Source organism: Brevundimonas sp. FV1ye4L (genome assembly GCF_058681255.1).
In genome coordinates this window covers 171859-195092 of record NZ_CM178734.1, presented here as the reverse complement: position 1 = coordinate 195092, position 23234 = coordinate 171859, and the positions used below count along the sequence as shown (strand labels likewise).

General features: G+C 67.4%; 20 protein-coding genes and 1 pseudogene. 7 read left to right on the top strand and 14 right to left on the bottom strand.

What is annotated here, in order from left to right; all coding sequences use genetic code 11:
* Positions 1–226 precede the first annotated feature (226 nt).
* From ACW17X_RS00865 to pseF, 3 genes are read left to right on the top strand one after another with little or no spacing between them, the layout of a single operon-like run.
* Positions 227–2047 (top strand): tetratricopeptide repeat protein, encoded by a 1821-nt coding sequence (locus tag ACW17X_RS00865; protein WP_492099042.1) that lies wholly within the window; start codon positions 227–229, stop codon positions 2045–2047.
* 36 nt (positions 2048–2083) lie between these two features.
* Positions 2084–3244, top strand: a complete 1161-nt coding sequence (pseC, locus tag ACW17X_RS00860; RefSeq protein ID WP_492099040.1) for a UDP-4-amino-4,6-dideoxy-N-acetyl-beta-L-altrosamine transaminase — start codon at positions 2084–2086, stop codon at positions 3242–3244.
* The gene (gene pseF / locus ACW17X_RS00855; RefSeq protein WP_492099037.1) at positions 3241–3933 is read left to right on the top strand and encodes a pseudaminic acid cytidylyltransferase; all 693 of its coding nucleotides are present in this window, start codon (positions 3241–3243) and stop codon (positions 3931–3933) included. Before pseC ends, pseF begins: the two co-directional genes overlap by 4 nt.
* On the opposite strand, the gene ACW17X_RS00850 is transcribed toward pseF, so the two are convergent.
* The 8 genes and pseudogenes from ACW17X_RS00850 to guaB all read right to left on the bottom strand — a co-directional run bounded on the left by ACW17X_RS00850 (position 3930) and on the right by guaB (position 11645).
* Positions 3930–4145, bottom strand: coding sequence for a hypothetical protein (locus ACW17X_RS00850; RefSeq protein ID WP_492099035.1), 216 nt, complete (start codon positions 4143–4145; stop codon positions 3930–3932). The genes pseF and ACW17X_RS00850 overlap by 4 nt on opposite strands.
* 57 nt (positions 4146–4202) lie before the next feature.
* Positions 4203–4781: pseudogene (locus ACW17X_RS00845) on the bottom strand (integrase core domain-containing protein); the annotation flags it as partial.
* Between the two features lie 190 nt (positions 4782–4971).
* Positions 4972–6143, bottom strand: a protein-coding gene (locus tag ACW17X_RS00840) for an IS3 family transposase (RefSeq protein WP_492098836.1) whose coding sequence is annotated in 2 segments (ribosomal slippage) — positions 4972–5870 and positions 5870–6143 — 1173 coding nt in all. Because the reading frame shifts where the segments join, the coding sequence is not laid out codon by codon here.
* A 69-nt stretch (positions 6144–6212) separates the two neighbouring features.
* Positions 6213–7775, bottom strand: a complete 1563-nt coding sequence (guaA, locus tag ACW17X_RS00835) for a glutamine-hydrolyzing GMP synthase (RefSeq protein ID WP_492099032.1) — start codon at positions 7773–7775, stop codon at positions 6213–6215.
* Positions 7772–8473, bottom strand: a complete 702-nt coding sequence (locus tag ACW17X_RS00830) for a 5'-methylthioadenosine/S-adenosylhomocysteine nucleosidase (RefSeq protein WP_492099030.1) — start codon at positions 8471–8473, stop codon at positions 7772–7774. The genes guaA and ACW17X_RS00830 overlap by 4 nt, the downstream gene beginning before the upstream one ends.
* Positions 8473–9774 (bottom strand): RsmB/NOP family class I SAM-dependent RNA methyltransferase, encoded by a 1302-nt coding sequence (locus ACW17X_RS00825; RefSeq protein ID WP_492099028.1) that lies wholly within the window; start codon positions 9772–9774, stop codon positions 8473–8475. Before ACW17X_RS00825 ends, ACW17X_RS00830 begins: the two co-directional genes overlap by 1 nt.
* A 16-nt stretch (positions 9775–9790) precedes the next feature.
* Entirely contained in the window at positions 9791–10183 is a 393-nt protein-coding gene (locus ACW17X_RS00820; protein ID WP_492099026.1) for an MAPEG family protein, read from the bottom strand.
* Positions 10184–10187: 4 nt separating this feature from the next.
* Complete coding sequence (gene guaB / locus ACW17X_RS00815; RefSeq protein WP_492099024.1) at positions 10188–11645, bottom strand: IMP dehydrogenase; 1458 nt, start codon at positions 11643–11645, stop codon at positions 10188–10190.
* A 127-nt stretch (positions 11646–11772) separates the two neighbouring features.
* Between guaB and ACW17X_RS00810 the strand changes: the two genes are divergently transcribed.
* Complete coding sequence (locus tag ACW17X_RS00810; protein WP_492099022.1) at positions 11773–12321, top strand: DUF2061 domain-containing protein; 549 nt, start codon at positions 11773–11775, stop codon at positions 12319–12321.
* A gap of 50 nt (positions 12322–12371) precedes the next feature.
* Here the strand turns inward: ACW17X_RS00810 and ACW17X_RS00805 are convergent, their stop codons facing one another.
* Together ACW17X_RS00805 and ACW17X_RS00800 are read right to left on the bottom strand one after the other, a co-directional pair.
* Positions 12372–14702, bottom strand: a complete 2331-nt coding sequence (locus ACW17X_RS00805) for a TonB-dependent receptor family protein (RefSeq protein WP_492099020.1) — start codon at positions 14700–14702, stop codon at positions 12372–12374.
* A gap of 190 nt (positions 14703–14892) precedes the next feature.
* Positions 14893–15603: an RlmE family RNA methyltransferase gene (locus tag ACW17X_RS00800; RefSeq protein ID WP_267513978.1), complete on the bottom strand. Its 711-nt coding sequence runs from the start codon at positions 15601–15603 to the stop codon at positions 14893–14895.
* Between the two features lie 73 nt (positions 15604–15676).
* Between ACW17X_RS00800 and ACW17X_RS00795 the strand changes: the two genes are divergently transcribed.
* From ACW17X_RS00795 to ACW17X_RS00785, 3 genes are all read left to right on the top strand, one after another.
* Positions 15677–16138, top strand: coding sequence for a peptidylprolyl isomerase (locus ACW17X_RS00795; protein ID WP_135193159.1), 462 nt, complete (start codon positions 15677–15679; stop codon positions 16136–16138).
* A gap of 69 nt (positions 16139–16207) precedes the next feature.
* Positions 16208–17317: a glycosyltransferase family 4 protein gene (locus ACW17X_RS00790; protein ID WP_492099018.1), complete on the top strand. Its 1110-nt coding sequence runs from the start codon at positions 16208–16210 to the stop codon at positions 17315–17317.
* The gene (locus ACW17X_RS00785; protein WP_492099016.1) at positions 17310–18398 is read left to right on the top strand and encodes a glycosyltransferase family 4 protein; all 1089 of its coding nucleotides are present in this window, start codon (positions 17310–17312) and stop codon (positions 18396–18398) included. The genes ACW17X_RS00790 and ACW17X_RS00785 overlap by 8 nt, the downstream gene beginning before the upstream one ends.
* Here the strand turns inward: ACW17X_RS00785 and ACW17X_RS00780 are convergent.
* From ACW17X_RS00780 to glf, 4 genes are read right to left on the bottom strand one after another with little or no spacing between them, the layout of a single operon-like run.
* Complete coding sequence (locus ACW17X_RS00780; RefSeq protein ID WP_492099013.1) at positions 18323–19543, bottom strand: glycosyltransferase; 1221 nt, start codon at positions 19541–19543, stop codon at positions 18323–18325. The two genes, ACW17X_RS00785 and ACW17X_RS00780, sit on opposite strands and share 76 nt — an antisense overlap.
* The gene (locus ACW17X_RS00775) at positions 19540–20772 is read right to left on the bottom strand and encodes an O-antigen ligase family protein (protein ID WP_492100418.1); all 1233 of its coding nucleotides are present in this window, start codon (positions 20770–20772) and stop codon (positions 19540–19542) included. Before ACW17X_RS00775 ends, ACW17X_RS00780 begins: the two co-directional genes overlap by 4 nt.
* Complete coding sequence (locus ACW17X_RS00770) at positions 20769–21686, bottom strand: glycosyltransferase family 2 protein (RefSeq protein ID WP_492099011.1); 918 nt, start codon at positions 21684–21686, stop codon at positions 20769–20771. Before ACW17X_RS00770 ends, ACW17X_RS00775 begins: the two co-directional genes overlap by 4 nt.
* On the bottom strand, positions 21683–22831 hold the full coding sequence (gene glf / locus ACW17X_RS00765) for a UDP-galactopyranose mutase (RefSeq protein ID WP_492099010.1): 1149 nt from the start codon (positions 22829–22831) through the stop codon (positions 21683–21685). Before glf ends, ACW17X_RS00770 begins: the two co-directional genes overlap by 4 nt.
* Positions 22832–23234 lie beyond the last annotated feature (403 nt).

Genomic DNA, 23234 nt, shown 5'->3' with positions numbered 1-23234 from the left:
GGCGTTAACGAGACGCTGCACGTCGCTCGAGCGCTGCGCATCTTCAGAGTCCTCCTGACCAGACAGCCTAATCGCCTGGCGCTCTCCAGAAAGAGAGCCCGTTGCGCCGTCGCCGCACAGGGTCGCTCGCAAAGTCGCGCCGCCGGGTCCTGGAGGACTTGGCCGAGGCGGGGAAAGATCACGTTAACCCCGTTTTGCAACTATGTTCCGATCGAGGAGATAGTTGGTGAACCGGCTCAAAGATTCCGCATCACGACCGCGCCCCATCCTCGAAGGGCTTAAAGGGGATTCGGCCCTATCGGACTCCCTCGCCCGCCTCATAAAGGCGCAGGAAAAAGACAGCCGCGGCGGCGCCAAGCTTTCGGCCAAGGCGCAGGCGAGTCGGCGAAAGACCCTGATCCGGTTGAAGACCGGCCTGGAGGCCCTGGCTCGCCAGGACTATGTCACCGCCTCGACGCGTCTTCAGCGGGCGCTCGAGTTGGACGACAGCAATGCCTTGGCCTGGCGGATGCTGGCCGTGGCTTTCGACAAACAGGGCGAGTTCGCCAAGGCGTTCACCGCCTATGAAGCCGCCGCGCGGCTGGCCCCCGATGACCTCTCCGTGGTGCGCGAAGTGGGTCAGCTGGCCTATCGCCTCGGCAAGCTGGAGATCGCCGAGAGGCTGTTCCGACGCTTTCTGGCGGGCGAGCCAGGCAATGAAGAGGTCGCCGACGGCCTGGCCTGCGTCTTTCGCGACCAGAACCGATATGATGAGGCGTTCGCGCTGCTGCGCGACAGCATCAACGGCAATCCCGAACGCCCGGTTCTATGGAACACCCTCGGCACGGTGTTGAGCGAGAGCGGCGATATTGCCGGAGCGATGGTCTATTATGACGAGGCGCTTCGACTGGATCCAGGCTTCCACAAGGCCCGCCATAACCGGGCCTACTGCCTCACCGTTCTCGGCGAATCCGAAAGGGCGCTTCAGGACATGGACCTTGCCTCGCAAGGCCTGACCCACCCCCGCGAAATTGCCTCCATCCGCTTGGCGAAGGCCTTCACCCAGTTGCTGACCGGCGACCTGGTCGGCGGGTTCGACAGCTATGAGGCTCGGTTCGATGCGGCCTCGGAAGGCGCCTTTGTCTTCACCGAATTCGGCAGGCGGTGGGCGCTTGACGACGACCTGCGCGGCAAGAGCCTGCTGATTTACGGCGAACAGGGCCTGGGTGATGAAGTCCTTTTCGCCAATATCATAAGCGACACCCTGGACGCCCTCGGCCCAGATGGCCGGCTGATCATCGCTGTCGAACGAAGACTGGTGACCCTGTTCCAGCGCAGCTTTCCGCAGGCAGACGTGCGGCCGCACAAGACCGTCCGTCAGTTCAACACCCTGTTTCGGATGGTCGATCTGGGCGATCAGCCCGCGCCGATCGACTTCTGGACTCCCATGGCCAGTCTCTTCCGGCGTTTCCGGACCAGCCTCGCCGCCTTCCCCCGCGATCCGGGGTTCCTGGCCCCCGATCCGCAACGCGTGGCGCACTGGCGTCAGGTGCTCGAAGACAGCGGACCCGGCCCCTATGTCGGCGTGCTGTGGAAGAGCATGAAGATGGGCGGGTCGCGCCAGCGCCACTATTCGCCGTTCACACTGTGGAGCCCCGTTCTCGAAACGCCAGGCGTTCGGTTCGTCAACCTCCAGTACGCCAATGCCGAGGAAGACCTGGCGGCGGCCAGGGCGCGCGGGTTCGACATCTGGACGCCGCCCGGCATCGATTTGAAGATGGATCTCGACGACCTGGCGGCGCTCTGCTGCGCGCTGGACGCCGTCATGGGGCCATCCACGGCGACGACCAATATCGCAGCGGCGGTGGGCGCGCGGGTGTTTGTCAGCGCCGGTCCGGGTTCGTGGACGGGGTTCGGTTCGGATCAAGCGCCCTGCTATCCTTCCGCCCGCGTCTTCCACGCCACACAGTTCGATCAGTGGGAGCAGGTGATGCAGCAGATGGCCGAGGCCCTGAGCGAGGAGCTTCTGTCGGATCGCACGAGCGGATCGCGGCCTGATGCGGCCTGAAATCCTTCGGGCGCCGGCAGCGCAGGGCCGCTGAACATGGAGCCCCAAGGCTTCATCCCCTACGGTCGCCAGTGGATCGACGCGGACGATGAGCGCGCCGTGCTGGCCGCGCTCCGATCCGACTTTCTGACCCAGGGCCCGGCGACGCCCCAGTTCGAGGCCGAGCTTGCCGCCTACGTCGGCGCCCGGTTCGCAGTCGCGGTGAGCAACGCCACTGCAGGCCTTCATCTGACGATGGCGGCGCTGGATCTCGGTCCCGGCGAGGGGATCACCAGCCCGATCACCTTCGTGGCGACAGCCAACGCCATGGCCTATGTGGGATTAACCCCGGTGTTCGCCGATATTGACGCGGAGACCCTGAACCTGTCGCCTGCGGCCACGCGCGCCGCAATGACAGATCGAACTCGCGTCATTGCGCCAGTCCATTTCGCCGGCCGCCCGGCCGACATGGCCGCCTTCCGCAAAATCGCCGACGAGACCGGCGTCCGTATCGTCGAGGACGCCGCCCATGCGATCGGCTCAGAACATGGCGACGGCAAGGTCGGCGACTGCCGCCACTCGAACGCGACCGTCTTCTCGTTTCATCCCGTCAAGACGATGACGACGGGAGAAGGCGGCGCAGTGACGACCAATGATCCGGAGCTTTACGAACGCCTTCTCCTCCTCCGCTCCCACGGCATAACCCGCGACCCTGCCCGCCTCTCAGAGCAGCCCGGAACCTGGTGGTACGAACAGCAGTTGCTGGGCTTCAACTATCGCATGACCGAGATCCAGGCGGCCCTGGGCTCGAGCCAACTGAGCAAGCTGGATCGCTTCATTGATCGGCGACTCGCCATCGTCGACCAGTATCAGGCCGCATTCGCAGAGTTGGACTGGCTTCTTCCGCCGCGCCGGGAGCTCACTCGCACCGCATATCACCTGTTCGTCGTCCAGATCGACTTCGAGCGTATCGGCCGGTCCCGCGCCGAGGTGATGGCCGCCCTCGCCGCCTTGGGCGTCGGCTCGCAGGTGCATTACATCCCCGTCCCGAGACAGCCTTGGTATCGCCAGACCTATGGCGAGGCCGGCCCCTTCCCCGCCGCCGATCGCTACTACGAGAGAGCGCTCAGCCTGCCGCTTTTCCCCGCCATGACCGACGAGGAGGTGGAGCGCGTGATTTCTGCGGTGAAGGGCCTGGCGTCGGGGTGTATGGCGTGAAGTCGCTGGCCGTCATTCCCGCGCGTGCAGGCTCCAATCGGCTGCCGGGCAAGAACATCCGCGACTTCGCCGGCAAACCGATGCTGGCCTGGTCGGTCGAGGCGGCGCTGGAAAGCGGCCTGTTCGACACGGTGATGGTGTCGACCGACAGCGAGGAGATCGCCGAGGCGGCCTGCGCCGCCGGAGCCAGCGTCCCGTTCCTGCGCAGCGCCAGGACCGCCGACGATCATGCTATCATCCTCGACGTGATGGCCGAGGTGGTAGAGCGCTACGAGGCGGACGGCCAGCGGTTCGATCGCCTGTGCTGCATTTCGGCGACGGCGCCGCTCTTGCGCTCCTCGACGTTGAAGCGCGCCGCCGATCTGATGGACACTGGGGATTTCGATACGGTCTTTCCCGTTGTCGCCTTCGACTATCCGATCCAGCGCGCCCTGCGCCGTGACTTGCACGGCCGGACGGAAATGCGCCAGCCGGAACACTACGCCAGTCGATCGCAGGACTTGGAGCCCGCGTATCATGACGCGGCTCAGTTCTACTGGATGACCCGCGAAATCTGCGTGACAAAACAGCCGACATTCGCCGGCCGGGCCGGCAGCTTCGTCATCGATGCGATGGAGGCACAGGACATCGACACCCTGACGGACTGGCGACTGGCCGAGCTGAAGATGCAGTTGGTCAGGTCAGGTTAGTAGGCGGCCTGGGCGTTGAAGGCCCGCGTTTCCTCGACCGTCAGGAAGTGGGGACTGGTCGCGGAATCATACTGGAAGCCGGGCGTGACCCGCTCGCCGATTTCCCCCAAGGCGTTGCGGCCGAAATCCGCATTTGAGCTGTGGAAGCGGGTCGTGGGCGCGATCACATAGTGGTCAACGCCCCGACGCAGTGAAATCCAGAACCGGGTCATACGCGTGATCTGCTCCCATTCTCTGGAGCACCCGGAGCTGGAGTTTTCCGGCCCGAGTCAGGGTGACGGGCTGGCTGCGTCACTCGGTTTCATCAACGCGATCGGCGGCTTGTTGCCTATGGCCCCATGGGGCCGAACCTCGTTGTAGTCTCTGCGCCAAGCCTCGAACTATTCGGCCGCGTCTGCAAGCGTGAGGAACCAGTGGGCTTTCAGGCACTCGGCGCGGTAGCGGCCGTTGAAGGCTTCGATGAAGGCGTTGTCCGTCGGCTTGCCGGGGCGGGAGAAGTCCAGGGTGACGCCGTGGGCGTAGGCTTAAGCCGCCAGCCTTCGCGCTGCAGCAAAACATGGATCCGGCGATAGCCATAGCGCACACGCGTCTGACACATCGCCTTGATCCGGGATTCGAGACCGGCCTGGTCGGGGCGACGGGATCGGTAGTGATAGCTCGACGTGTCCATCTCAAGCACCCGGCAAGCCCGCCGGATCGACACGCCCCAATCACTTCGACACCCGTTCACCAGCTCGCGCTTGCGACCAGGCCGCAGAGCTTTGGCTACGCCGATCTTCGGTTCGCCGGATGACGTCCTGTAACATCTCCCGGTCCAGCGACATGTCCGCCACCAACTTGCGCAGCCGGCGGCCAGGTCACACTCCGAGATCGCCATGACGCTGTGATCAAGCCGCTTCATCACCAGGCTGTGCAGGTCCATGAAGTCGCCGGGCAGACCCAGTTCGGAGAACTGGCGCCGGCCGTTGCTAAACAGAGCAAAATCGACCCGCAGATCCAGACACCAGAAGTGATCTTCCCCCGCAAAAGTGGACGGGGTTAAGCCGCTCTGCGTTCGGCCTCGGCGGGGCTGATATAGCCCAGTGCTGAGTGCAGGCGACGGGGATTGTAGAAGCCCTCGATGTATCCGAACAGGTCTCGCCGCGCCTGGTCGCGGGTGGCGTAGACGCGGTGATGGACGCGCTCGGTTTTGAGGGTGTGGAAGAAGCTTTCCATGGGCGCATTGTCCCAGCAGTCCCCCTTGCGGCTCATGGACGGCGTGATGCCGGATCGAGCAAGCGCGGAGCGATAGGCCTCGGCGGCATATTGGATTCCGCGATCGGAATGGTGGATCAGGCCGGGCGCGGGGCGCTGACGTTCGACGGCCATGTTGAGGGCGTCCAGGGCGATCTCGGTGTGCAGGGTCTGGCGCATGGACCAGCCCACGATCTTGCGGGTGTGCATGTCAAGGATGGCGGCGAGGTAGAGCCAGCCTTCACCCGTTGGGATATAGGTCAGATCGGCGAGCCAGACCTGGTTGGGCGCCGCCGCCTCGAAGTTCCGGGCCAGCCTGTTGGGCGCGATGGGATAGCCGTGGCGGCTGTTCGTCGTCCGGGCGCGACGCGGCAGGGCGGCCAGCCCTCGCAGGCCGGCACGGCGCATCAGCCGCTCCACGCGGGATCGACCAATCCGACGTCCATGCCGACGCAAGGTGGCGTGGATGCGTGGCGAGCCGTAGCAGCCGCTGCTCTCGGCATGGATCAGCCGGATGTCCTCGGTCAGCTCGCGATTGGCCACGGACCTCGGGCTCTCGGGGCGACCGCGCCAGGCATAGTAACCGCTGGCCGAAAGCCCCAGGACCGCACACATCACGCGGACCGGCCAAACCTGACGATGCTCATCGACGAACCCGAACTTCATCGGGAGGCCGCTCCGAAGATGAGCGCGGCTTTTTTTAGAATGTCCCGCTCCATCCGAAGCTGACCGTTCTCCCGTCGCAACCGGGCCAACTCCGCCGCCATGTCCGACGGCGACGGGGACGACGCCTGCGTTGTGGGGCGCCGCGACGTCCCCGTCGCCTGCACCCCGAACTGCGTCATCCATCGACGCAGCACCGTCTCGTGGAGACCCAGCTCACGGGCCACCGCCCCGACGCTCAGGCCGCCGTTGGCGACGCGGTCAACCGCCTCGCGCTTGAAAGAATCCGGGAAGTTCCGGCGTTGAACACTCATCAGACACTCCTCTCCAGCTCCGAAAAGCTAGCATGGGTGTCCACCAAAACGAGGGAGGATCACCCCGAATTATTCCCACTCGATGGTCCCAGGCGGCTTCGACGTCACGTCGTAGACCACCCGGTTGACGCCGCGGACTTCATTGATGATGCGCGTGGCGGTCTTGGCCAGGACGTCCCAGGGGAACTGGTAGAAGTCGGCCGTCATACCGTCGGTGGAGGAGACGGCGCGGAGGGCCAGGACTTTTTCGTAGGTGCGGGCGTCGCCCATGACGCCGACGGTCTTGACCGGCAGCAGGACGGCGAAGGCCTGCCAGATGTCGTCGTACAGCCCGGCCTTGCGGATTTCGTCCAGATAGATGGCGTCGGCCTGTTGCAGGGTCTCGACGGCCTCGGGCGTGATCTCGCCGGGGATGCGGATGGCCAGGCCCGGTCCGGGGAAGGGGTGGCGACCGACGAAGGCGTCGGTCAAGCCCAGCTCGCGGCCCAGGGCGCGAACCTCATCCTTGAACAGTTCGCGCAGGGGCTCGACCAGTTTCAGCTTCATATAGTCGGGCAGGCCGCCGACATTGTGGTGGCTCTTGATGACGTGGGCCTTGCCGCTGGACGAGGAGACGCTCTCGATCACGTCGGGATAGAGGGTGCCCTGGGCCAGGAACTCGGCGCCCTCGATCTTGTTGGCTTCGCGGTCGAACACCTCGATGAAGACGCGGCCGATGATCTTGCGCTTGGTCTCCGGGTCCGACTGACCCGCCAGCTCGCCGAGAAATTCCTTCGACGCATCCACATGCACCAGAGGGATGTTGTAGTGCTCGCGGAACAGGGTGGTCACCTGTTTCGCCTCGTCCTTGCGCAGCAGGCCGGTGTCCACGAAGACGCAGGTCAGCTGGTCGCCGATGGCCTCGTGGATCAGCACGGCCGCGACCGAACTATCGACGCCGCCGGACAGGCCGCAGATCACCTTGGCGTCGCCGACCTGTTCGCGGATCTGGGCGATCTTCTCGTCGCGATAGGCGGCCATGGTCCAGTCGCCCTTCAGCCCGGCGATGCCGTGGGTGAAGTTCTTCAGCATCTGGTGGCCGCGCGGGGTGTGCATGACCTCGGGGTGGAACTGCACACCGTAGAAGCGGCGGGTCTCGTCGGCGATCACCGCATAGGGCGAACCGGCCGAAGAGGCGACGACGTCGAAGCCCTCGGGAATGGCGACGATCTTGTCGCCGTGGCTCATCCAGACCGTCTCCTCCTCACCGACCGGGGCCAGGTCGGCCAGCAGGGGCGAGGTCTTCTCGACGGTGATCTCGGCGCGGCCGAACTCGCGGGTGTGGCCGCCCTCGACCTTGCCGCCCAGCTGTTCGCACATGGTCATCTCGCCGTAGCAGATGCCCAGCACCGGCACGCCGGCCTCGAACACGGCCTGGGGCGCGCGGGGGCTGCCCTCTTCGTGGACACTCTCGGGACCGCCCGACAGGATGATGGCCGCCGGGTTCATCCCCGCCAGCGCCGCCTCGGCCTTCTGGAACGGATGGATCTCGCAATAGACGCTGGCCTCGCGCAGGCGGCGCGCGATCAGCTGCGTCACCTGGCTGCCGAAATCGACGATGAGGACCTTTTGGTGGTCGTGCGGCGTGGTCATGGCGTGATCGAATCCGGGGAGAGTTGCGCGGGGTCTTGGCCTTGTGAGGCCGGAATTTCAAGCGCGGCGAGGCCGTCGGCCTCCAGCACGGAGATCAGACGGTCCAGGGCGGCGGCCAGGTTCTCGTCCACATGGTGCAGGGTCGAGGTCCAGTCCTCCAGCGCCTTCAGTTCGGCCCGGCCGTCCGACACGCCGCGCAGGGCGATCAGGGGCAGGCCAAACGTCTGGGCCGACCGGACCAAAGCCCAGGTCTCCATGTCCACCATCTCGGCGTCTATGGCGTCATAGGCGGCGCCGGAGACGACATTGGCCCCGGTCGAGAGGGTCGCGGTCGGCACGCCGGGGATGGGGCACGGCAGGAACAGGACCGCGGGCTGATCCAGCAGAGGCGTCACCCCCTTGGGAAAGCCCAGGGCGCTGGCGTCCATATCGCGATAGGCGACCGACGCGGCCTGATAGACGGCGGCGTGGTCCAGCACCCGCGAGCCGCACGAGCCCAGCGACACAATCAGGTCCGGCAGGTCGCCCGCCGCCTCCAGCCGCGCCAGGGCGGCGGTCAGGACGACGGCGGCCTCGACCGGGCCGACGCCGGTCATCAAGGGCTGGATGCGGGCGCGCAGATGGTCGCCGTATTCGGCGGGCGCAGCCATGACGTGGAGGACCGAAACCTCGCCATACTGCGCCAGCCCAGCCCCCATCAGGCGGCGCGCTGATAAACGGCGGCGAAGAAGCCGTCGGTGTCTGCGGTCGCCGGCGACAGGCGCAGACGCGCGCCGGACGCCAGTTCGGCGAACTTGGCGCGGGCCGCCTCGGTCAGTTGCGGAGCCGACAGGACATCGGCGACGGCCACCGGGCGGAAGTCGGGATTGGCGGCCTCGAAGGCGTCGGCGCTGGCCTCGTTCTCGCGCGCCAGCATCGAACAGGTGACATAGACCAGACGGCCGCCCGGCTTCACCAGCTTGGTCGCCTGGCTCAGGATACGCACCTGGAGCGCGTGCAGCTTCTCGACCTCTTCGGCCGTCAGACGCCAGGCGTCCTCGGGCCGACGCCGCCACGTGCCCGAACCCGAGCAGGGGGCGTCGACAAAGACCAGATCGGCCTGGCCGTTGACGGCTTCCAGTCCGCCGCCGTTCTGACCGATCAGCACCAGCTCGGCCTCGACACCTGCGCGTTGCAGGCGGGGGCGGATGTTCTCGAGCCGCTTGTTGACGACATCCGAGGCGACCAGCTTGCCCTGCCCCGTCATGGCCTGGGCCAGACCCAGGGTCTTGCCGCCGCCGCCGGCGCAGTAATCCACCACCGTCGTGCCCGGTTCGGCGCCCGCCAGCCAGCAGACGACCTGGCTGCCTTCGTCCTGGATCTCGAACTTGCCGGCCTTGAACCCGTCCAGGGCCTGGATATTGGGCGGCGGCTCCGACGGCACGCGCAGGCCCCAGATCGACCAGGGGGTGCGCGTCACCTCCAGACCGGCCTCGCGCAGCTCGGCCTCGACCTCGTCGACCGTGGCCGCCGCGCCATTGACCCGCAGATCGATGGGCGCGCGCGGCGCCATCAGGGCGTGGGCCTCTTCGGCCCAGCGGTCGCCGAAAGTGGCCTTGAAATCCTCGACCACGAACTCGGGCAGGCCCGCCGCGACCCAGCCGGGCAGTTCGCCCGGCGCGGCGGTGATACGGCTGCGTTCCTGTTTTGAAAGAGGCCGGGGGCCATAGCCGTCGCCCGAGTGCAGAGCCTCGATCTCTTCCACCGACAGGCCGTCAATGGCGTGCAGCGATCCGATCACCAGGGCGCGACCGTCTTCGCGCCCGCCCATGATCCACGACAGGCGGCCGCGCGCGCGCAGCACCTTGTACACATGATCGGCGATGGCCCGGCGATCCTTGGACCCGGCATAGCGGTTGGCGGTCCCCCAGGCCTTCAGGACGGTTTCCGCCGGTTGGTTGCCCTGGGCGATGGAGTCCAGGACAGAGGCTGCGGCGGCGAGACGGGCGGCTGGGGTCAATGCGAACTTTCAGAGATCAAAGGAACAGGGAGGCCAGGACCATGACCAGTCCCGCGAGCGAGACCAGCCAGACCAGCGACCGGATATAGGGAACGCCAAGGGCGTAGAACGGCACATAGACGACGCGCGCCCAGAAATAGAGGGCCGCGCCCCACACGGTCAGGGCGCTGGACGCCCCGATCACATGGGCGATCAGCACCGCGCCGATGAACAGCGGCAGGGTTTCATACAGGTTGGACTGGGCGCGCTCGAGACGGCCGGTCAGCGGCTTCTTCGCCGCCGGCGTCTCGTCGCGCGGACCCGCATTCCACTTCGAACCGAACTCGACCGTCCGCGCCCCCGCCGGCAGGAAGATCTGCACCAGGGCCAGGATCAAGGTCAGGGCCAGATAGGTCAGTTCGGTCGTCATGGCCTTATCCCTGTCTGTAGTTCGGCGCTTCGCGCGTGATCATCACGTCGTGGACGTGGCTCTCCCGCAGACCCGCGCCGGTAATGCGCACGAAGCGGGCGCGCTCCTGGAAGTCGGCGATGGCGCCGGCCCCCACATAGCCCATGGAGGCGCGCAGCCCCCCGACCAGTTGGTGCAGAACCGGGGTTATCGGCCCCTTGTACGGCGTCTGGCCCTCGATGCCCTCGGGCACCAGCTTCTCGGACGAGACTTCCTTCTGGAAATAGCGATCCGCCGAGCCGCGCGCCATGGCGCCGACCGAACCCATGCCGCGGTACGACTTGTAGGACCGGCCCTGGTACAGGAAGACCTCGCCGGGGCTTTCGTCGGTGCCCGCGAACATCGAGCCCATCATGGCCACATTGGCGCCGGCCGCGATGGCCTTGGCCAGGTCGCCCGAGTATTTGATCCCCCCGTCAGCGATGACCGAAGCGCCCGTGCCCTTGGCGGCCCGCGCGGAGTCCATCACGGCCGTCAACTGCGGCACGCCCACGCCCGCGACGATCCGGGTGGTGCAGATGGAGCCGGGACCAATGCCGACCTTGACCGCATCCGCGCCCGCGTCGATCAGGGCCCGCGTCGCGTCATAGGTGGCGACATTGCCGGCGATGATCTGCAGCCGGTTGTTCTCGCGCTTGATGCGCTCGACCACCTGGGCGACCGAGGCCGAGTGCCCATGGGCGGTGTCGATCACCACCACGTCCACGCCGGCGTCAGCCAGGACCATGGCCCGCTCGTAGCCCGCATCGCCCACGGTCGAGGCGGCGCCGACCAGCAGACGACCCTGGTCGTCCTTGGCCGCATGGGGGAAGGCCTGGGCCTTCTCGATGTCCTTCATGGTGATCAGGCCCACGGCCCGATAATCCTCGTCCACCACGATGACCCGTTCGATCTTGCGGGTCTTCAGCAGTTGGCGCGCCTCTTCCTTGCCGGCGCCCTCGCGCACCGTGATCAGGTCGCCCGTGGTCATCAGCGCGGCGGCCGTCAGGTTCAGGTCGCTCTCGAACCGCATGTCGCGGTGGGTCAGCATGCCGACCAGCTTGCCGGTCGCCGGATCGACGACGGGGAAACCGGTGATCTTCTTGGCGGCGACGATCTCGCGGACCTCGCCCAGGGTCGTCTGCGGACCGACGGTCACCGGGTTGACCACCATGCCGCTCTCATAACGCTTCACGGCGCGGACCTGATCGGCCTGCTCCTCGATGGTCATGTTCCGGTGCAGCACGCCCAGGCCGCCGGACTGGGCCATGGCTATGGCCAGGCGGCTTTCCGTCACCGTGTCCATCGCGGACGACAGCAGCGGGATGTTCAGTCTGATGTCGCGTGTCAGCTGGGTCGAGACATCGACCATCGCCGGCATGAACTCGGACGGGCCGGGTTCGAGCAAAACATCATCGAAGGTCAGTCCTTCGCGTATCTCCATAGGGAGTCTCCGTTTTGCGGGCCGCGTATAACGGGGTGCGGGGGGCTACGGCAAGGGTCTTGCGGCTTATGGCCCCGATAGATTTTATTGGTTTGCAACCGAGGCGGCCAATGACCATTCTTGCAACATGGTCGGCGTCATCCTCAGCACCGCGCGCAAACTGGCTCTGAAGATCGCCAGCTACGGCGTCATGCACCTTGTCGTGGCCATCCTGGTGGCCTTCGCCATCACCCGCGACTGGCGCATCGCCCTGGCGGTCGGCATGGTCGAGCCCTTCTTCCAGACCATCGCCTATTCGATCCACGACCGCGTCTGGCACCGTATCGAACGCCGCCGCATGGCGTCGAACATCGAAGAGGCGGCCGAGGCCTTCACCGCGCGGCTCGACATCATGTCGCCGGACGAGCAGACCCGCGTCCACGATCACCATGGGCACGGCCATAGCCACGCCCTGCCCCGCTCGTTCAAACAGGTGGCGGTCAAGACCGTCACCTACGGCGTCATGCACTTCACCGTCGCGGTGGCCGTCGCCTTCGCCCTGACCCAGGACATCCGCACCGCCCTGGCCATTGGCATGATCGAACCCCTGGTTCAGACTGTCTTCTTCACCGTCCACGACCGCATCTGGTCGCGGATCGAGGAACGCCGCGCCAGCCGGCAGCCGGCGACGGCGTAAAAGCAGGATCGGGGACGCGCCCGAAGGCGCATCCCCTTTCCAAGGGTCTCTTAGAAGCGGCGACGGATACTGGCGAACACCTGACGGGGCGCGCCCGGCAGGAAGGTCTGACGACCCGCGTTGTTCTGGAAGCCGCCGGACCCGACCGTCGAGATATAGTCCTCGTCCGTCAGGTTGACGACATTGACCTGCACCTGCGTCCCGTCCAGCCAGCTTCCCGTACCGTCGAACCGATACCCAGCGGTCAGTTCGACCGTGGTGTAGGCGTCGACGCTTTCGTCGTTCAGGTAGCTGGAGAAACGCTCGCCGGTATAGGCGGCGGCCAAGGTCCCGAACACCGCGCCATTGTCATACGACAGCTCGGCCCGGAACAGGTTTTCAGGCGTCGCCACGACCCGCTTTCCGGCCGTCGCGGCGACCAGGACGCCGGCCCCGTCACGAACGTCATCCTCGTAGGTCGAGTCGTTGTAGCTGTAGGAGCCGAAGGCCGACCAATCCTGTGCAAAGTTCCACAGGGCGGCCGCCTCAAAGCCCCGGCTCTTGACCGAGCCGACGTTCTGGATGCCGTTGCCAAGGCCCAGGATCGGGGCGCCCAGGGCGACGGTCAGCAGACGGTTCTCGAACTCGACGTCATAGGCCGCGACCGAGCCTTGCAGCCCGCCGTCGAAGCGGAAGCGCCAGCCTGCCTCGATCGTGCGCGAGCTTTCCGGCTCCAGCGTGTTCTTCAGCGCGCTGAAACCGGCCGCCGAGGCCGAGAAGGGTCCGCCAGTGTTCGAGGATTCGAAAGCCCGCATATTCTCGGCATAGGACGCAAACAGCTGATGGTCGGCGTTCAGATCATAGCTGACCCCGATCTGCGGCAGGAAGTTGTCTTCCGCCTTGATCGATCCGGTCTTGTTGGCGCCGACGACGGTACTGGCCTCATTCTCGACCTTCAGCGATTTGAAGCCGGCGTTCACCGTCAGGGCGTCGGTGATCGACCAGGCGTCCTGCAGGTACAGGTTGGTCGTCTTGGTGTTGAAGCTGTATTCCCACTCGGTCGCGAACGGGTTTTCCAGGAAATCCAGCGAGTCGCGGCCGCCGTCGCCGCTGCGGCTCAGGCCGTAGTAGCGGCGGGCCTGGTTGAAGTCATTGTCCTCGACCCAGAAGCCGGCCTCGATGCTGTGGGCGCCTAGATCCAGCGTCGCCGACCCGATCGCGCCCTTGCGGTCGATGTCGTATTCCGTAGTGCGGACGGCCAGCGGGGCCGGGCTGGCGATGACCGAACCGTCCTGTCCCTTCGCCCCTGTCGGCGTCGCCACATAGGGGGTCCACCACAGACCCTGGCCCTCGTTCTTGTGGCCATAGCCGGTCAGCGAGATGCTGAAGTTGTCAGTGACGGGGTAATCCAGCGTCACGGCGCCGATGGTGTCGTCGCGCAGACCCGCCGCGTCGTAATAGGCGTCATCGACGCATTTGATCGGGCTGGGATAGGCATTGGTCGTGCAGTCGCCGGCCGGATTGGCCTGGTAGATGTCGGCGACCTGGACCGCCAGGGCGTAGTCGCCCGAGATATTGTCCCAGTCGCGGCCCAGGCGGTCGATCATGCCCAGGGACATGTCCTGGTAGTCGTTCTCGCGGCGCTCGGAATGGTTGACGAAGCCGCGCAACTCGCCGGCGCCGATGGGCTGGACGAAGCTGGCGTTGATCTGCTGCTGCTTCTGCTCGCCTTCGCCCTTCCACTTGTCGGCGTTCTGGTCTGCGTACGACACCGACAGGCGCGTGCCGGCCGATCCCAGTGCGCCGGTGTCCAGACGCACAAAGCCGCGCAGGGTGTCGTCGCTGCCGAAGGCGCCCGACACATCCACGCCGAAGTCCTGGGTCGGCGTGCGGCTGATGAACTCGACCGTGCCGCCCAGATTGCTGGACGACGCCGTGCCCAGCGCGCCCGATCCCTGGGCCACATCCACCCGGGCGACGTTCTCGGAGATGATGGCGCGCGAGATGTGCAGACCGTTGTGGTTGCCGTAGCTCATGTCGCCCAGCGGCACGCCGTCCAGCGTAAAGCCCAGCTGGTTCTGGTTGAAGCTGCGCAGGGTGATGCGCGCCGACCATTCATACGACCCAAAGGCGTCGGCCGACTGGAAGCTGACGCCCGGCAGACGCTCGATGGCCTTCAGCGGGCTGCTGCCCGGCGCCTCGATGGCGATGGCCTCGGCGTTGACCGAGGCCTGCTGGCGCGTTTGGCCGCGGCCGAACACCACCACTTCGTCGATTTCGGCGACCTGGGTGTCGGCCGTCGCCATGGCGACGGTGGCGTCCTGAGCGGCGACGACGCCAGGAGCCATCAACAGGGCCAACGTCAGAAGCGACGCGCCCGAAAGGAAACGATTGGAAGTCATGTCAGCCCCCGCTGTCAGCGCAGATCGCGCTTAAGCCCGAGCTAGCGCCGACCGATGACGGCTCAGCAAACTCTTCGCTGGAGTTTGATGACAGAGGTATCCGAAATGCCGATGGACGACGGATGTTGTCATAAGGCTACGCTTGGGCCGCATGCGGACGACTTCTGCAGCTAGGCGGATCCGACCGGGCTCATCGCTTGTTCAGCGCCACCAGAAACACCTCGGCGCTGTCCTTCCGGCTCGATTCCGGCTTGACGTATTTGACCGTCTCGAACTCTTCGCGCAGCCGCGCCAGAACCCCTCCGGCGTCGCCGCCCTGGAAGTTCTTGGAGACGAAATTCCCGCCCGGCCGCAGGGTGCGGATGGCGAAGTCGGCGGCGATCTCGATCAGGGCGATGATCTTCAGGTGGTCGGTCTGGCGGTGGCCGACCGTATTGTGCGCCATGTCCGACAGCACCAGATCGGGCGCCCCGCCGATGGCGTCGATCAGTTGCTGATCCACGCCCGGATGGGTGAAGTCGGCCTGCAACAGGGTCGAACCCGGGATCGGCTCGATCATCAGCAGGTCCACGCCCGCCACCGCCCCGGCCCCGCGATTGACCGCCACCTGGATCCAGCCGCCCGGCGCCGCGCCTAGGTCGATGACCTTCGAGCCACGCTTGATCAGGTGGAACCGGTCGTCGATCTCGATCAGCTTGAAGGCCGCGCGCGAACGCCAGCCCTCGGCCCGCGCCTTCTCGGACCATTTGTCGGACAGCTGGCGCTTGATCCACTGTTGGCTCGACATCGACTTGGTGTCGGCCGTCTTCATTTTGGTGCCCATGCCGCGCCCGGCGGCGGTTCCGCCCGTGGGCGGCCTCACCATTCGGCGACGTTCCTGCGGCTTTTCATCTTCACTCATCGTTCCCACATAGCCCCGACCGGCGTTGCGGGCTATGTCCCGCCTCAAATCAACCCCCAAGAGGACGACCGAAATGGCCGAAACCCTGACCTTCACCCTGGACACCGGCGACGGCGAAGCCCGCGACGTGGTCATCAAACTGCGCTCTGACCTGGCTCCCGGCCACGTCGAACGCATCACCGAACTGGCCTCGGAAGGCTTCTACGACGGCGTCGTCTTCCACCGCGTGATCGCCGGCTTCATGGCCCAGGGCGGCGACCCGACCGGCACCGGCACCTCGGGCTCCAAGAAGCCGAACCTGAAGGCCGAGTTCTCGGCCGAGCCGCACAAGCGCGGCGTCTGCTCGATGGCCCGCACGTCCGATCCCAACAGCGCCAACTCGCAGTTCTTCATCTGCCTGGACGACGCCACCTTCCTGGACCGCCAGTACACGGTCTGGGGCGAAGTCGAATCCGGCATGGAACACGTCGACGCCCTGCCGAAGGGCGAGCCGCCGCGCGCGCCGGGCAAGATCGTCAAGGCGACCGTCAACTAACCAAACAACCTTGACGTTTCTCGTAGATCGTGTCGGTTGCATACCGATACGATCCGCGGGGGACGTGGGGTGCGCATACTGCTGGTGATCGAGCCGTCAGGCGGCGGCTCCGGGCGTCATGTCGTCGATCTGGCCCAGGGTCTGATCGACGACGGCCATATGGTCTCCCTAATCTATTCGCCGACCCGGGCCGAGCCGCGCTTCGAAGCCGAGGCAGCCGCCCTCCCCTTGCAACATCTCGAACGCCTCCCGCTGCGCCGCGCCGTCGGCCCTTGGGACATCGGCGCCCTGATCGGCCTGCGCCGTTTGATCGCGCGCCTGGGGCCATTCGACATCATCCACGGCCACAGCGCCAAGGCCGGGGCCCTGGCTCGACTTGCGGCGCCCCTGTCCGCCGCCCGGATATACACCCCCCATGCCCTGGCCACGCAGAGCCCGCTCAAGGTCGGCGCGACGCCCTATGGCCTGGTCGAGACCCTGCTGGCGCGGCTGGCCAGCGAGGCCGTCATCGCCGTGTCGGACGAGGAGGCGCTTCACGCCACCCGCCGGGGCTTTCCAATCGAACGTCTGCACACGATCCCCAATGGTGTGGCGGCTTGCCAAACCGCGGACCGTCTCGCCGCCCGCCGGATCATGGGACTGGACGACGACGCCTGGGTCGTGGGTTTCGTCGGCCGGCTCTGTCCCCAGAAGGATCCTGTCCGTTTCGCCCAAGCGCTCTGCCTGGCCCACACGCGCGATCCCCGCATCATCGGCGCCATGATCGGCGAAGGCCCGCTGTCCAATGACGCTCGCGCCGCCGGAGGCGACGCGGTCCGGCTGTTGGGCGCCCTCGACGCCCGCCGCCTGATGGCCGGGTTCGACCTCTTCGCCATGACCAGCCGTTACGAAGGCTTCTCCTACGCCATGGTGGAGGCGGCGGCGGCGGGCCTGCCCATTCTGACGACGGCCGTAGGCGGGGTCTCGACCGTGGCGCAGGCCGGGGCGCGCATCTCGTCCCTGCCCCTGTCCGCCACGGCCGGGCAATGGGGCGACGCCATTGTCGCGGCGTTCCAGCACCCGACCCCGCCCTCGGTCACGCCCGCCCTGCTCGAACGCTTCTCGGCCGAGCGCATGACCGCCGACACAATCGCCGTCTACCGGATGGCCCATGCGCGCCGCTGGGCCGCCCGTGGCTGAGCCTACCGTCTTCATCAACGGCCGATTCCTGACCCAGTCGCTCAGCGGCGTCCAGCGCTATGCGCGCGAGATGGTCCGCGCCCTGGATCGAAGGCCCGGCGCCGGCGCCCGCTATGTGCTGCTGACGCCCCAAGGCGCCGACGCATCGGACCTGGACCTGCAATCCATCCCCGTTCGTCCCGTCAGGGGCGGGCGCGGTCACCTGTGGGAGCAGACCGCCCTGGCCTGGGCGGCGCGCCATGGACAGTTGCTGTCTCTAGGCGGCGCGGGCCCGATCCTTCATCCGCGCCAGCAGGTCGTCATCCACGACGCCGCCGTCTTCCGCCACCCGGGCCATTTCCGCCGGGGCTACGCCGCTTTTCATCGGGGGATGGGGCGCCTCCTCGCCCTCCGCGCCCGGCTGACGACCGTCTCGCAGTTTTCCCGCGACGAACTGGCGTCGGTGCTGAACAGGCCCGCATCCGCGATCACGGTCGTCCCGAACGGCGCGGACCATCTGGCGCGCTCCGCGCCCGACGACCGCGTCCGCTCAACGCTCGGCCTGTCCGGCCGCCCCTATTTCGTCGCCCTGGGCAATCTGGCGCCGAACAAGAACATCGCCGTCATGATCCGCGCCCTGCGCCGCCTGCCCGATCCAGCCCTGCGGCTGGTCCTGATCGGCGCCGACGCTCCCGCCGTCTTTGACCGGTCCGCTCCCGCCTCCGATCCCCGCATCCTCTTCGCCGGCCGCCGCACCGACGCCGAAGTCGCAGTTCTGCTGCGCGGCGCCCGCGCCCTGGTCTTCGCAAGCCTCTATGAAGGTTTCGGCATCCCCCCGCTGGAGGCCTTCGCCCAGGACTGCCCCGTCATCGCCTCCGACATTCCGGCCGTGCGCGAGGTCTGCGGCGACGCCCCCGACTATTTCGATCCGCACGACGATGCGGCCCTGGCCGACCGCATGGCCGCCCTGCTGCGCGCAGGCCCTACTCCGCAGCGTCTCGCACAAGGCCGCGCCCGTCTGGCCCTCTACACTTGGGACGGATCGGCGCGGCGGCTCGAAGCCCTGCTGGCCGAGGACCGCCCCGCCAACACCTCCCGATAGACGGCGAGATGAGCCTGGGCCACCGACGCCTCGGTCCATACCGGCTTGAACGGGAGTCCAGGATTTCGCCAGAAGGAGGGATCTTGAACCACCGCCCCCATCGCCGCCGCCAAGGCCCCTGCGTCGTCGGCCTCGACCAGCGTCACCCGTTCCCCGCCCGCCGCCGCTTCCGGCAGGCCGCCGATGCGTGAGGCGATCACGCCCCGCCCCCGCGTTAAGGCTTCGACCACCACCCGCCCAAACGGCTCGGCCCAGATCGCCGGCGCCACGACCACATCGACGCTCCGATAGAAGAGCTCGGCCTCCACCTGTCCCAACCAGTCGATGCGAGGATCGGGAAAGGCCTGACGCAGCCGCGCGACATAGGCCGCCTCCCCCCGCCCCGCGATCCTCAGCCGCCAGTCCCCGCGCAGGTCTGTCGTCGCCCTCAGCAGGACCTCGATCCCCTTCTCCGGCTCGATCCGCCCGATAAAGCCGAAGCCGGCGCCGCCGTCGCGAACCACCTCGAGGCCGCGCCTGACTGATCCGGCCGCATTGCCGATGACCGTCGCAGGCGTGTCGCCAAAACAGCCCGCCGCCTGATGCCGCTCCAGCACCGCCCGGCTGATCCCAACCACATGATCCACGCCCGCCGTCGCCCGCCGCCGCGGCTCGCCCAGCAGCACGCAGTCCCCACATCGCCGTTCGCAAAGCCTTCCCCGCCGAAACAGGGCGGCCCGACTGCACAGGGTCGAATAGTCCCTCAGGCTCTGCACCAGCGGCAGTCCCGCCTGCCGCGCCGCGCGATGCACCGCCCCCGCGAACCCGGTCGTCACATGGGCATGGATCAGGTCCGGCCGCTCCACCCGCACCACCCGCGTCACCGCCCGGTCCATCAGCGGACTGACCGCCTCCAGCCCATGCCACAGGGCGCGCAGCACACCCGCCCGTCGCCGCCCGCCATAGGGCCAATAGACATGCCGCAACGGCAGACGATGGACCCGCACCCCGTCGCGAACCTCGACGTCCCCGTCCTTCTCGACCAAGGTCGCCACCGACACCGTCACGCCCGCCACCGACAGCCCACGCGTCAGTTGCTCGACGCTGCGCTCCGCCCCGCCCACATCGGCCGGGGGGTACAGGCTGTTGACCAACAGCACCCTCACGGCGCGACCGGCCTGCGCCAGGCCAGCGCGGCGACCAGGCAGATCAGGAAGATGAACCCCGCCCCCTGGGCCAGATCCTCGCTGAACATCATCGTCAGCAGATAGACCGACAGGGGCGTAAAGGCGTCCAGCCGCGCCGCCGACCACAGGTGCAGCCCCAGGGCCACGACCGCGACCAAAACCCCCACCGTCCGCGCCATGAACAGATAGCCGTTGTGGCTCACCGTCAGCGCCCGAAACGTCCCCAGTTCGTCCGCCGTCGACCAGCCGACACCCAGCGGCCGCTCCGCCACGAAGTCGAGGGTGCGGGTCCAGGTCTCAATCCGCCCGCGCAGATTCTCGTCCATCTGGTCCATATCCAGACGCGCCGCGAACCGGCTGACATCCACCTCGACCCGCGCCACCTGAATCGCGACCAGACCGCCCGCCAGCAGGCACACCGCCAGCAGCAGACCCAGCGGACTGCCCGGCTCTCGCCACCGCCGCCCCACCACCGCCCGCGCCAGCCAGGCCGCCGTCGCCGCAATCAGCCCGCCCCGCGACAGGGTGCAGAGGAAACCCACCGCCGCCACGCCCGCTGCAGACAAGGCCACCGTCCGCCGCGACCACCGCCGGCTCAGCACTTCGAAGGCGGCGGGCACAGCCAGGCCGATCATCCCCATGGCGGCGTTCGGATGCTCGGCCACGGTCGTAATCCGCACCCGCGCCACGACCGAGGTATAGGCCGCGCGCGGCGACGCCAGCCCCACGGCCTGAAGCCCGTCCCGCCCTAACAGCGACAACAGCCCATAGGTCGCCAGATGACAGACCGCCCCCGCCAGGACGGCGGCGAAGAACAGCCGACGCCGCCCCGCATCCTCGACGATCAGGACGGCGACCGCCGGTGCGATCATCGCCGCCGCCAACCAGCGGAACCAGAAGGCGACGTCCGAGACGTTCAACGTCTGCCCGATACTGGACACCTGGATCAGCATCGTCGCCACCAGCACCAAGCCCGCCGCCGGTCCCACCGCCCGCGCCACCGGCCCCATCCGCCGCCATTGAAGGACCGTCAGCGGCAGCGCCGCCGCCAGGGCCAGATCACCCAGACGCGGCGCACTGACCCATCCCGGCACGAGAAACACCGGCAGGGTCACCCCCACGCCCAGCAGCACCAGCACCCACGCCTCATAGGCCGCCCGGACATCCGACAGGCGAACACCTCGCCACGGCGTCGTGCGCGGGATCATGACGCGCAATATTCGACCTCCGGGTCGAACCGCGCGCCATCCAGAACTCCCGCGATAAGAACCCCCGCCTTGCGCCACTGCCCCTTCGCCGCCAGCCTCAGCGCGATCCGCCCCCGTGACGCCGCATAGCGCAGGGCCGACCCCGTCCCCTCATGGCGGCGCTTGGCCAGGATGACGTTGCGCGTCAGCAGGCGGTGCAGCCGCTCGCGCCGGGGGTCGGTCTCGGTCTCCAGGCTCAGCCCGCCCGGCGCGGCCCGGACATGTTCGACTCGGCTGGCCCCGACCAGAAATCCCGGCCGCTCCGCCGATAGCCGCAGCGTATATTCGGTGTCGTCGCCCCAGATGAACATGGGCGCCAGCGGCAGCCCGCATCTCTGCACCGTCGACCGTGCGACCAGCAGGGACACGAAGGTCGCCTGCCGCACCGGCGCCAGCCCACGCTCGAGCCGCTCGCCCCAGGCCGCATAGCCCAGGGCGTTAGTCCGCAGATCGATCTCGGCCGTATTGGTCAGCAGGCCCTCGGGCGTCCGAACCGTCGAACACAGGAAGGCCGGCTCCACCCCCTCCGCCGCCAGTTCGGTCTCGGCCTGTAACAGCCGCTCCAAGGCGTCGGGCGCCGGCAGGACGTCGTCGTCCATCAGCCACAGCCGCCCCGCCCCGACCTCCATGGCCGCCCGTATTCCGGCGTTGAAGCCGCCCGCCCCACCCGTATTGACCGACAGTCTCAGCCGGTCGATCCGCCCGGCCCAGACCTGATCCAGCCATTCCGCCGTGCCGTCGTCGCTGGCGTTGTCCACCACCAGAATCCGGTCGCAGGGCCGCGTCTGGGCGGCCAAATGGTCCAGGCACCGCTCCAGCAGATCCCGCCGGTTCCAGGTCACGACCACGGCCCAGACTCTCGAGGCCCCGCTCACGCCGCCGCCTTCAGGATCGCCGGCGCCAGCGCCTTCTCAACCAGGCTCAGCCCCCGCCCCACCGCCTGATCCATATTGTAGTAGCGATAGTCGGCCAGCCGCCCGGCGAACCAGACCCGCCCCTCCAGCGTCCGCGCCATGGCCCGGTACAGGTCCGCCAGCGCCTGCGAGGCCTCGGTCGGGATCGGATAGAAGGGCTCGGTCCGCCCCGGCTCATGCGGGATCGAGTATTCGGTCAGCAGACAGGTCGTCTCGCTCCGCTCGCCAGTCAGGTGGCGGAAGTCTGTGACGCGGGTGAAGTCGAACTCATTGGGATAGTTGACCGTCCCGACCGGCAGCCCGTCCTCCGCCCCCACGACCTGGTGTTCGAACCTCAGGCTCCGATACGGCAGCGCCCCGGCCACCCGGCCGAAATAGTCGTCCAGCGCCCCACAATAGACCATCCGCTCGAACCGCCCCGGCTCGACCTGCGACAGGTCGGTGTTCAGCGAGACATGGATGTTCGGGTGATCCAGCATCCGCTGGAACAGGGCGGCATATCCGTCGCGCGGCATGGCCTGATAGCGGTCGGTGAAATACCGGTCGTCGCGGCTGACCGCCACCGGCACCCGGGCGGTGACCGACGGGTCCAGATCTTCCGGCTCCATGCCCCACTGTTTGCGGCTGTACGCGGCGAAGACCTTGTCGAAGACATAGTCGCCCAGGAACCGCAGGTCCGGATCCTCTCTGGCCTGCCGCAGATCCGCGATGGTCGGCCGCGCCCCGAAGCCGAAGGCGGCGATCAGCCGCTCCGACAGCCGTTCCGCCATCCCCGACGGAAACAGCATCCGCATCGAATCCAGGTTGAACGGGATCGGCACGAATTGGCCGTCCACATGCCCCCGCACCCGATGGAAATAGGGCCGCCATTCGGTGAACCGGCCCAGATGGTCGAAGATGCGCCGGCTGTTGGTGTGGAAGATGTGGGGGCCATAGGGATGGACCGTCCGCCCGCTCTCGTCGCGCCGGTCATGGGCGTTGCCGCCGACATGGTCGCGCCGGTCGATGACCAGCACCGTCTGATCCAGCCCGCGCGCCAGCCGCTCGGCCACCGTCGCCCCGGTGAAGCCCGCCCCGACGATCAGCCAGTCATACTGCCGGGACATGACGCCCCCTTGCGAACAGGAAACGCCAGTGCGGCCGCAGGCAGACCAGACAGGTCAGCACCACCACCGCCTCCCCGATCAGCCGCGCCCAGGCCATGCCCTGCGCGCCCCATGCCGGCGCCAGCAGCGCCGCCGGCCCCAGGGTGGCGACGCTGCCGACGCCCACCATCAGGGCGAACCGTCCATCCATCCGCAGCGCCGTCATCAGTTGCAGCCCCAGCACCTGGCTGGCCGCCACCAGCGGCAGGACGAAGAGGAGGGTCCTCAACACCCCGACCGCGTCCTCGAACCCATCCCCGACCAGCAACCGCACCAGCACCGGCGCCGCCAGCCACAGCCCCGCCGCCACGCCCAGAAACAGCCCCGGCGTCACGATCAGACTCCACCGCGCGGTGCGAAAGGC

What these genes read in the sequence shown, in the direction of transcription:
- ACW17X_RS00775 (WP_492100418.1), bottom strand. Translation starts at nt 20,772, where the DNA reads ATGATCCCGCGCACGACGCCGTGGCGAGGTGTTCGCCTGTCGGATGTC.
- ACW17X_RS00810 (WP_492099022.1), top strand. Translation starts at nt 11,773, where the DNA reads ATGGTCGGCGTCATCCTCAGCACCGCGCGCAAACTGGCTCTGAAGATC.
- ACW17X_RS00800 (WP_267513978.1), bottom strand. Translation starts at nt 15,603, where the DNA reads ATGAGTGAAGATGAAAAGCCGCAGGAACGTCGCCGAATGGTGAGGCCG.
- glf (WP_492099010.1), bottom strand. Translation starts at nt 22,831, where the DNA reads ATGTCCCGGCAGTATGACTGGCTGATCGTCGGGGCGGGCTTCACCGGG.
- pseC (WP_492099040.1), top strand. Translation starts at nt 2,084, where the DNA reads ATGGAGCCCCAAGGCTTCATCCCCTACGGTCGCCAGTGGATCGACGCG.
- guaB (WP_492099024.1), bottom strand. Translation starts at nt 11,645, where the DNA reads ATGGAGATACGCGAAGGACTGACCTTCGATGATGTTTTGCTCGAACCC.
- ACW17X_RS00850 (WP_492099035.1), bottom strand. Translation starts at nt 4,145, where the DNA reads ATGACCCGGTTCTGGATTTCACTGCGTCGGGGCGTTGACCACTATGTG.
- ACW17X_RS00830 (WP_492099030.1), bottom strand. Translation starts at nt 8,473, where the DNA reads ATGGGGGCTGGGCTGGCGCAGTATGGCGAGGTTTCGGTCCTCCACGTC.
- ACW17X_RS00805 (WP_492099020.1), bottom strand. Translation starts at nt 14,702, where the DNA reads ATGACTTCCAATCGTTTCCTTTCGGGCGCGTCGCTTCTGACGTTGGCC.
- guaA (WP_492099032.1), bottom strand. Translation starts at nt 7,775, where the DNA reads ATGACCACGCCGCACGACCACCAAAAGGTCCTCATCGTCGATTTCGGC.
- ACW17X_RS00820 (WP_492099026.1), bottom strand. Translation starts at nt 10,183, where the DNA reads ATGACGACCGAACTGACCTATCTGGCCCTGACCTTGATCCTGGCCCTG.
- ACW17X_RS00795 (WP_135193159.1), top strand. Translation starts at nt 15,677, where the DNA reads ATGGCCGAAACCCTGACCTTCACCCTGGACACCGGCGACGGCGAAGCC.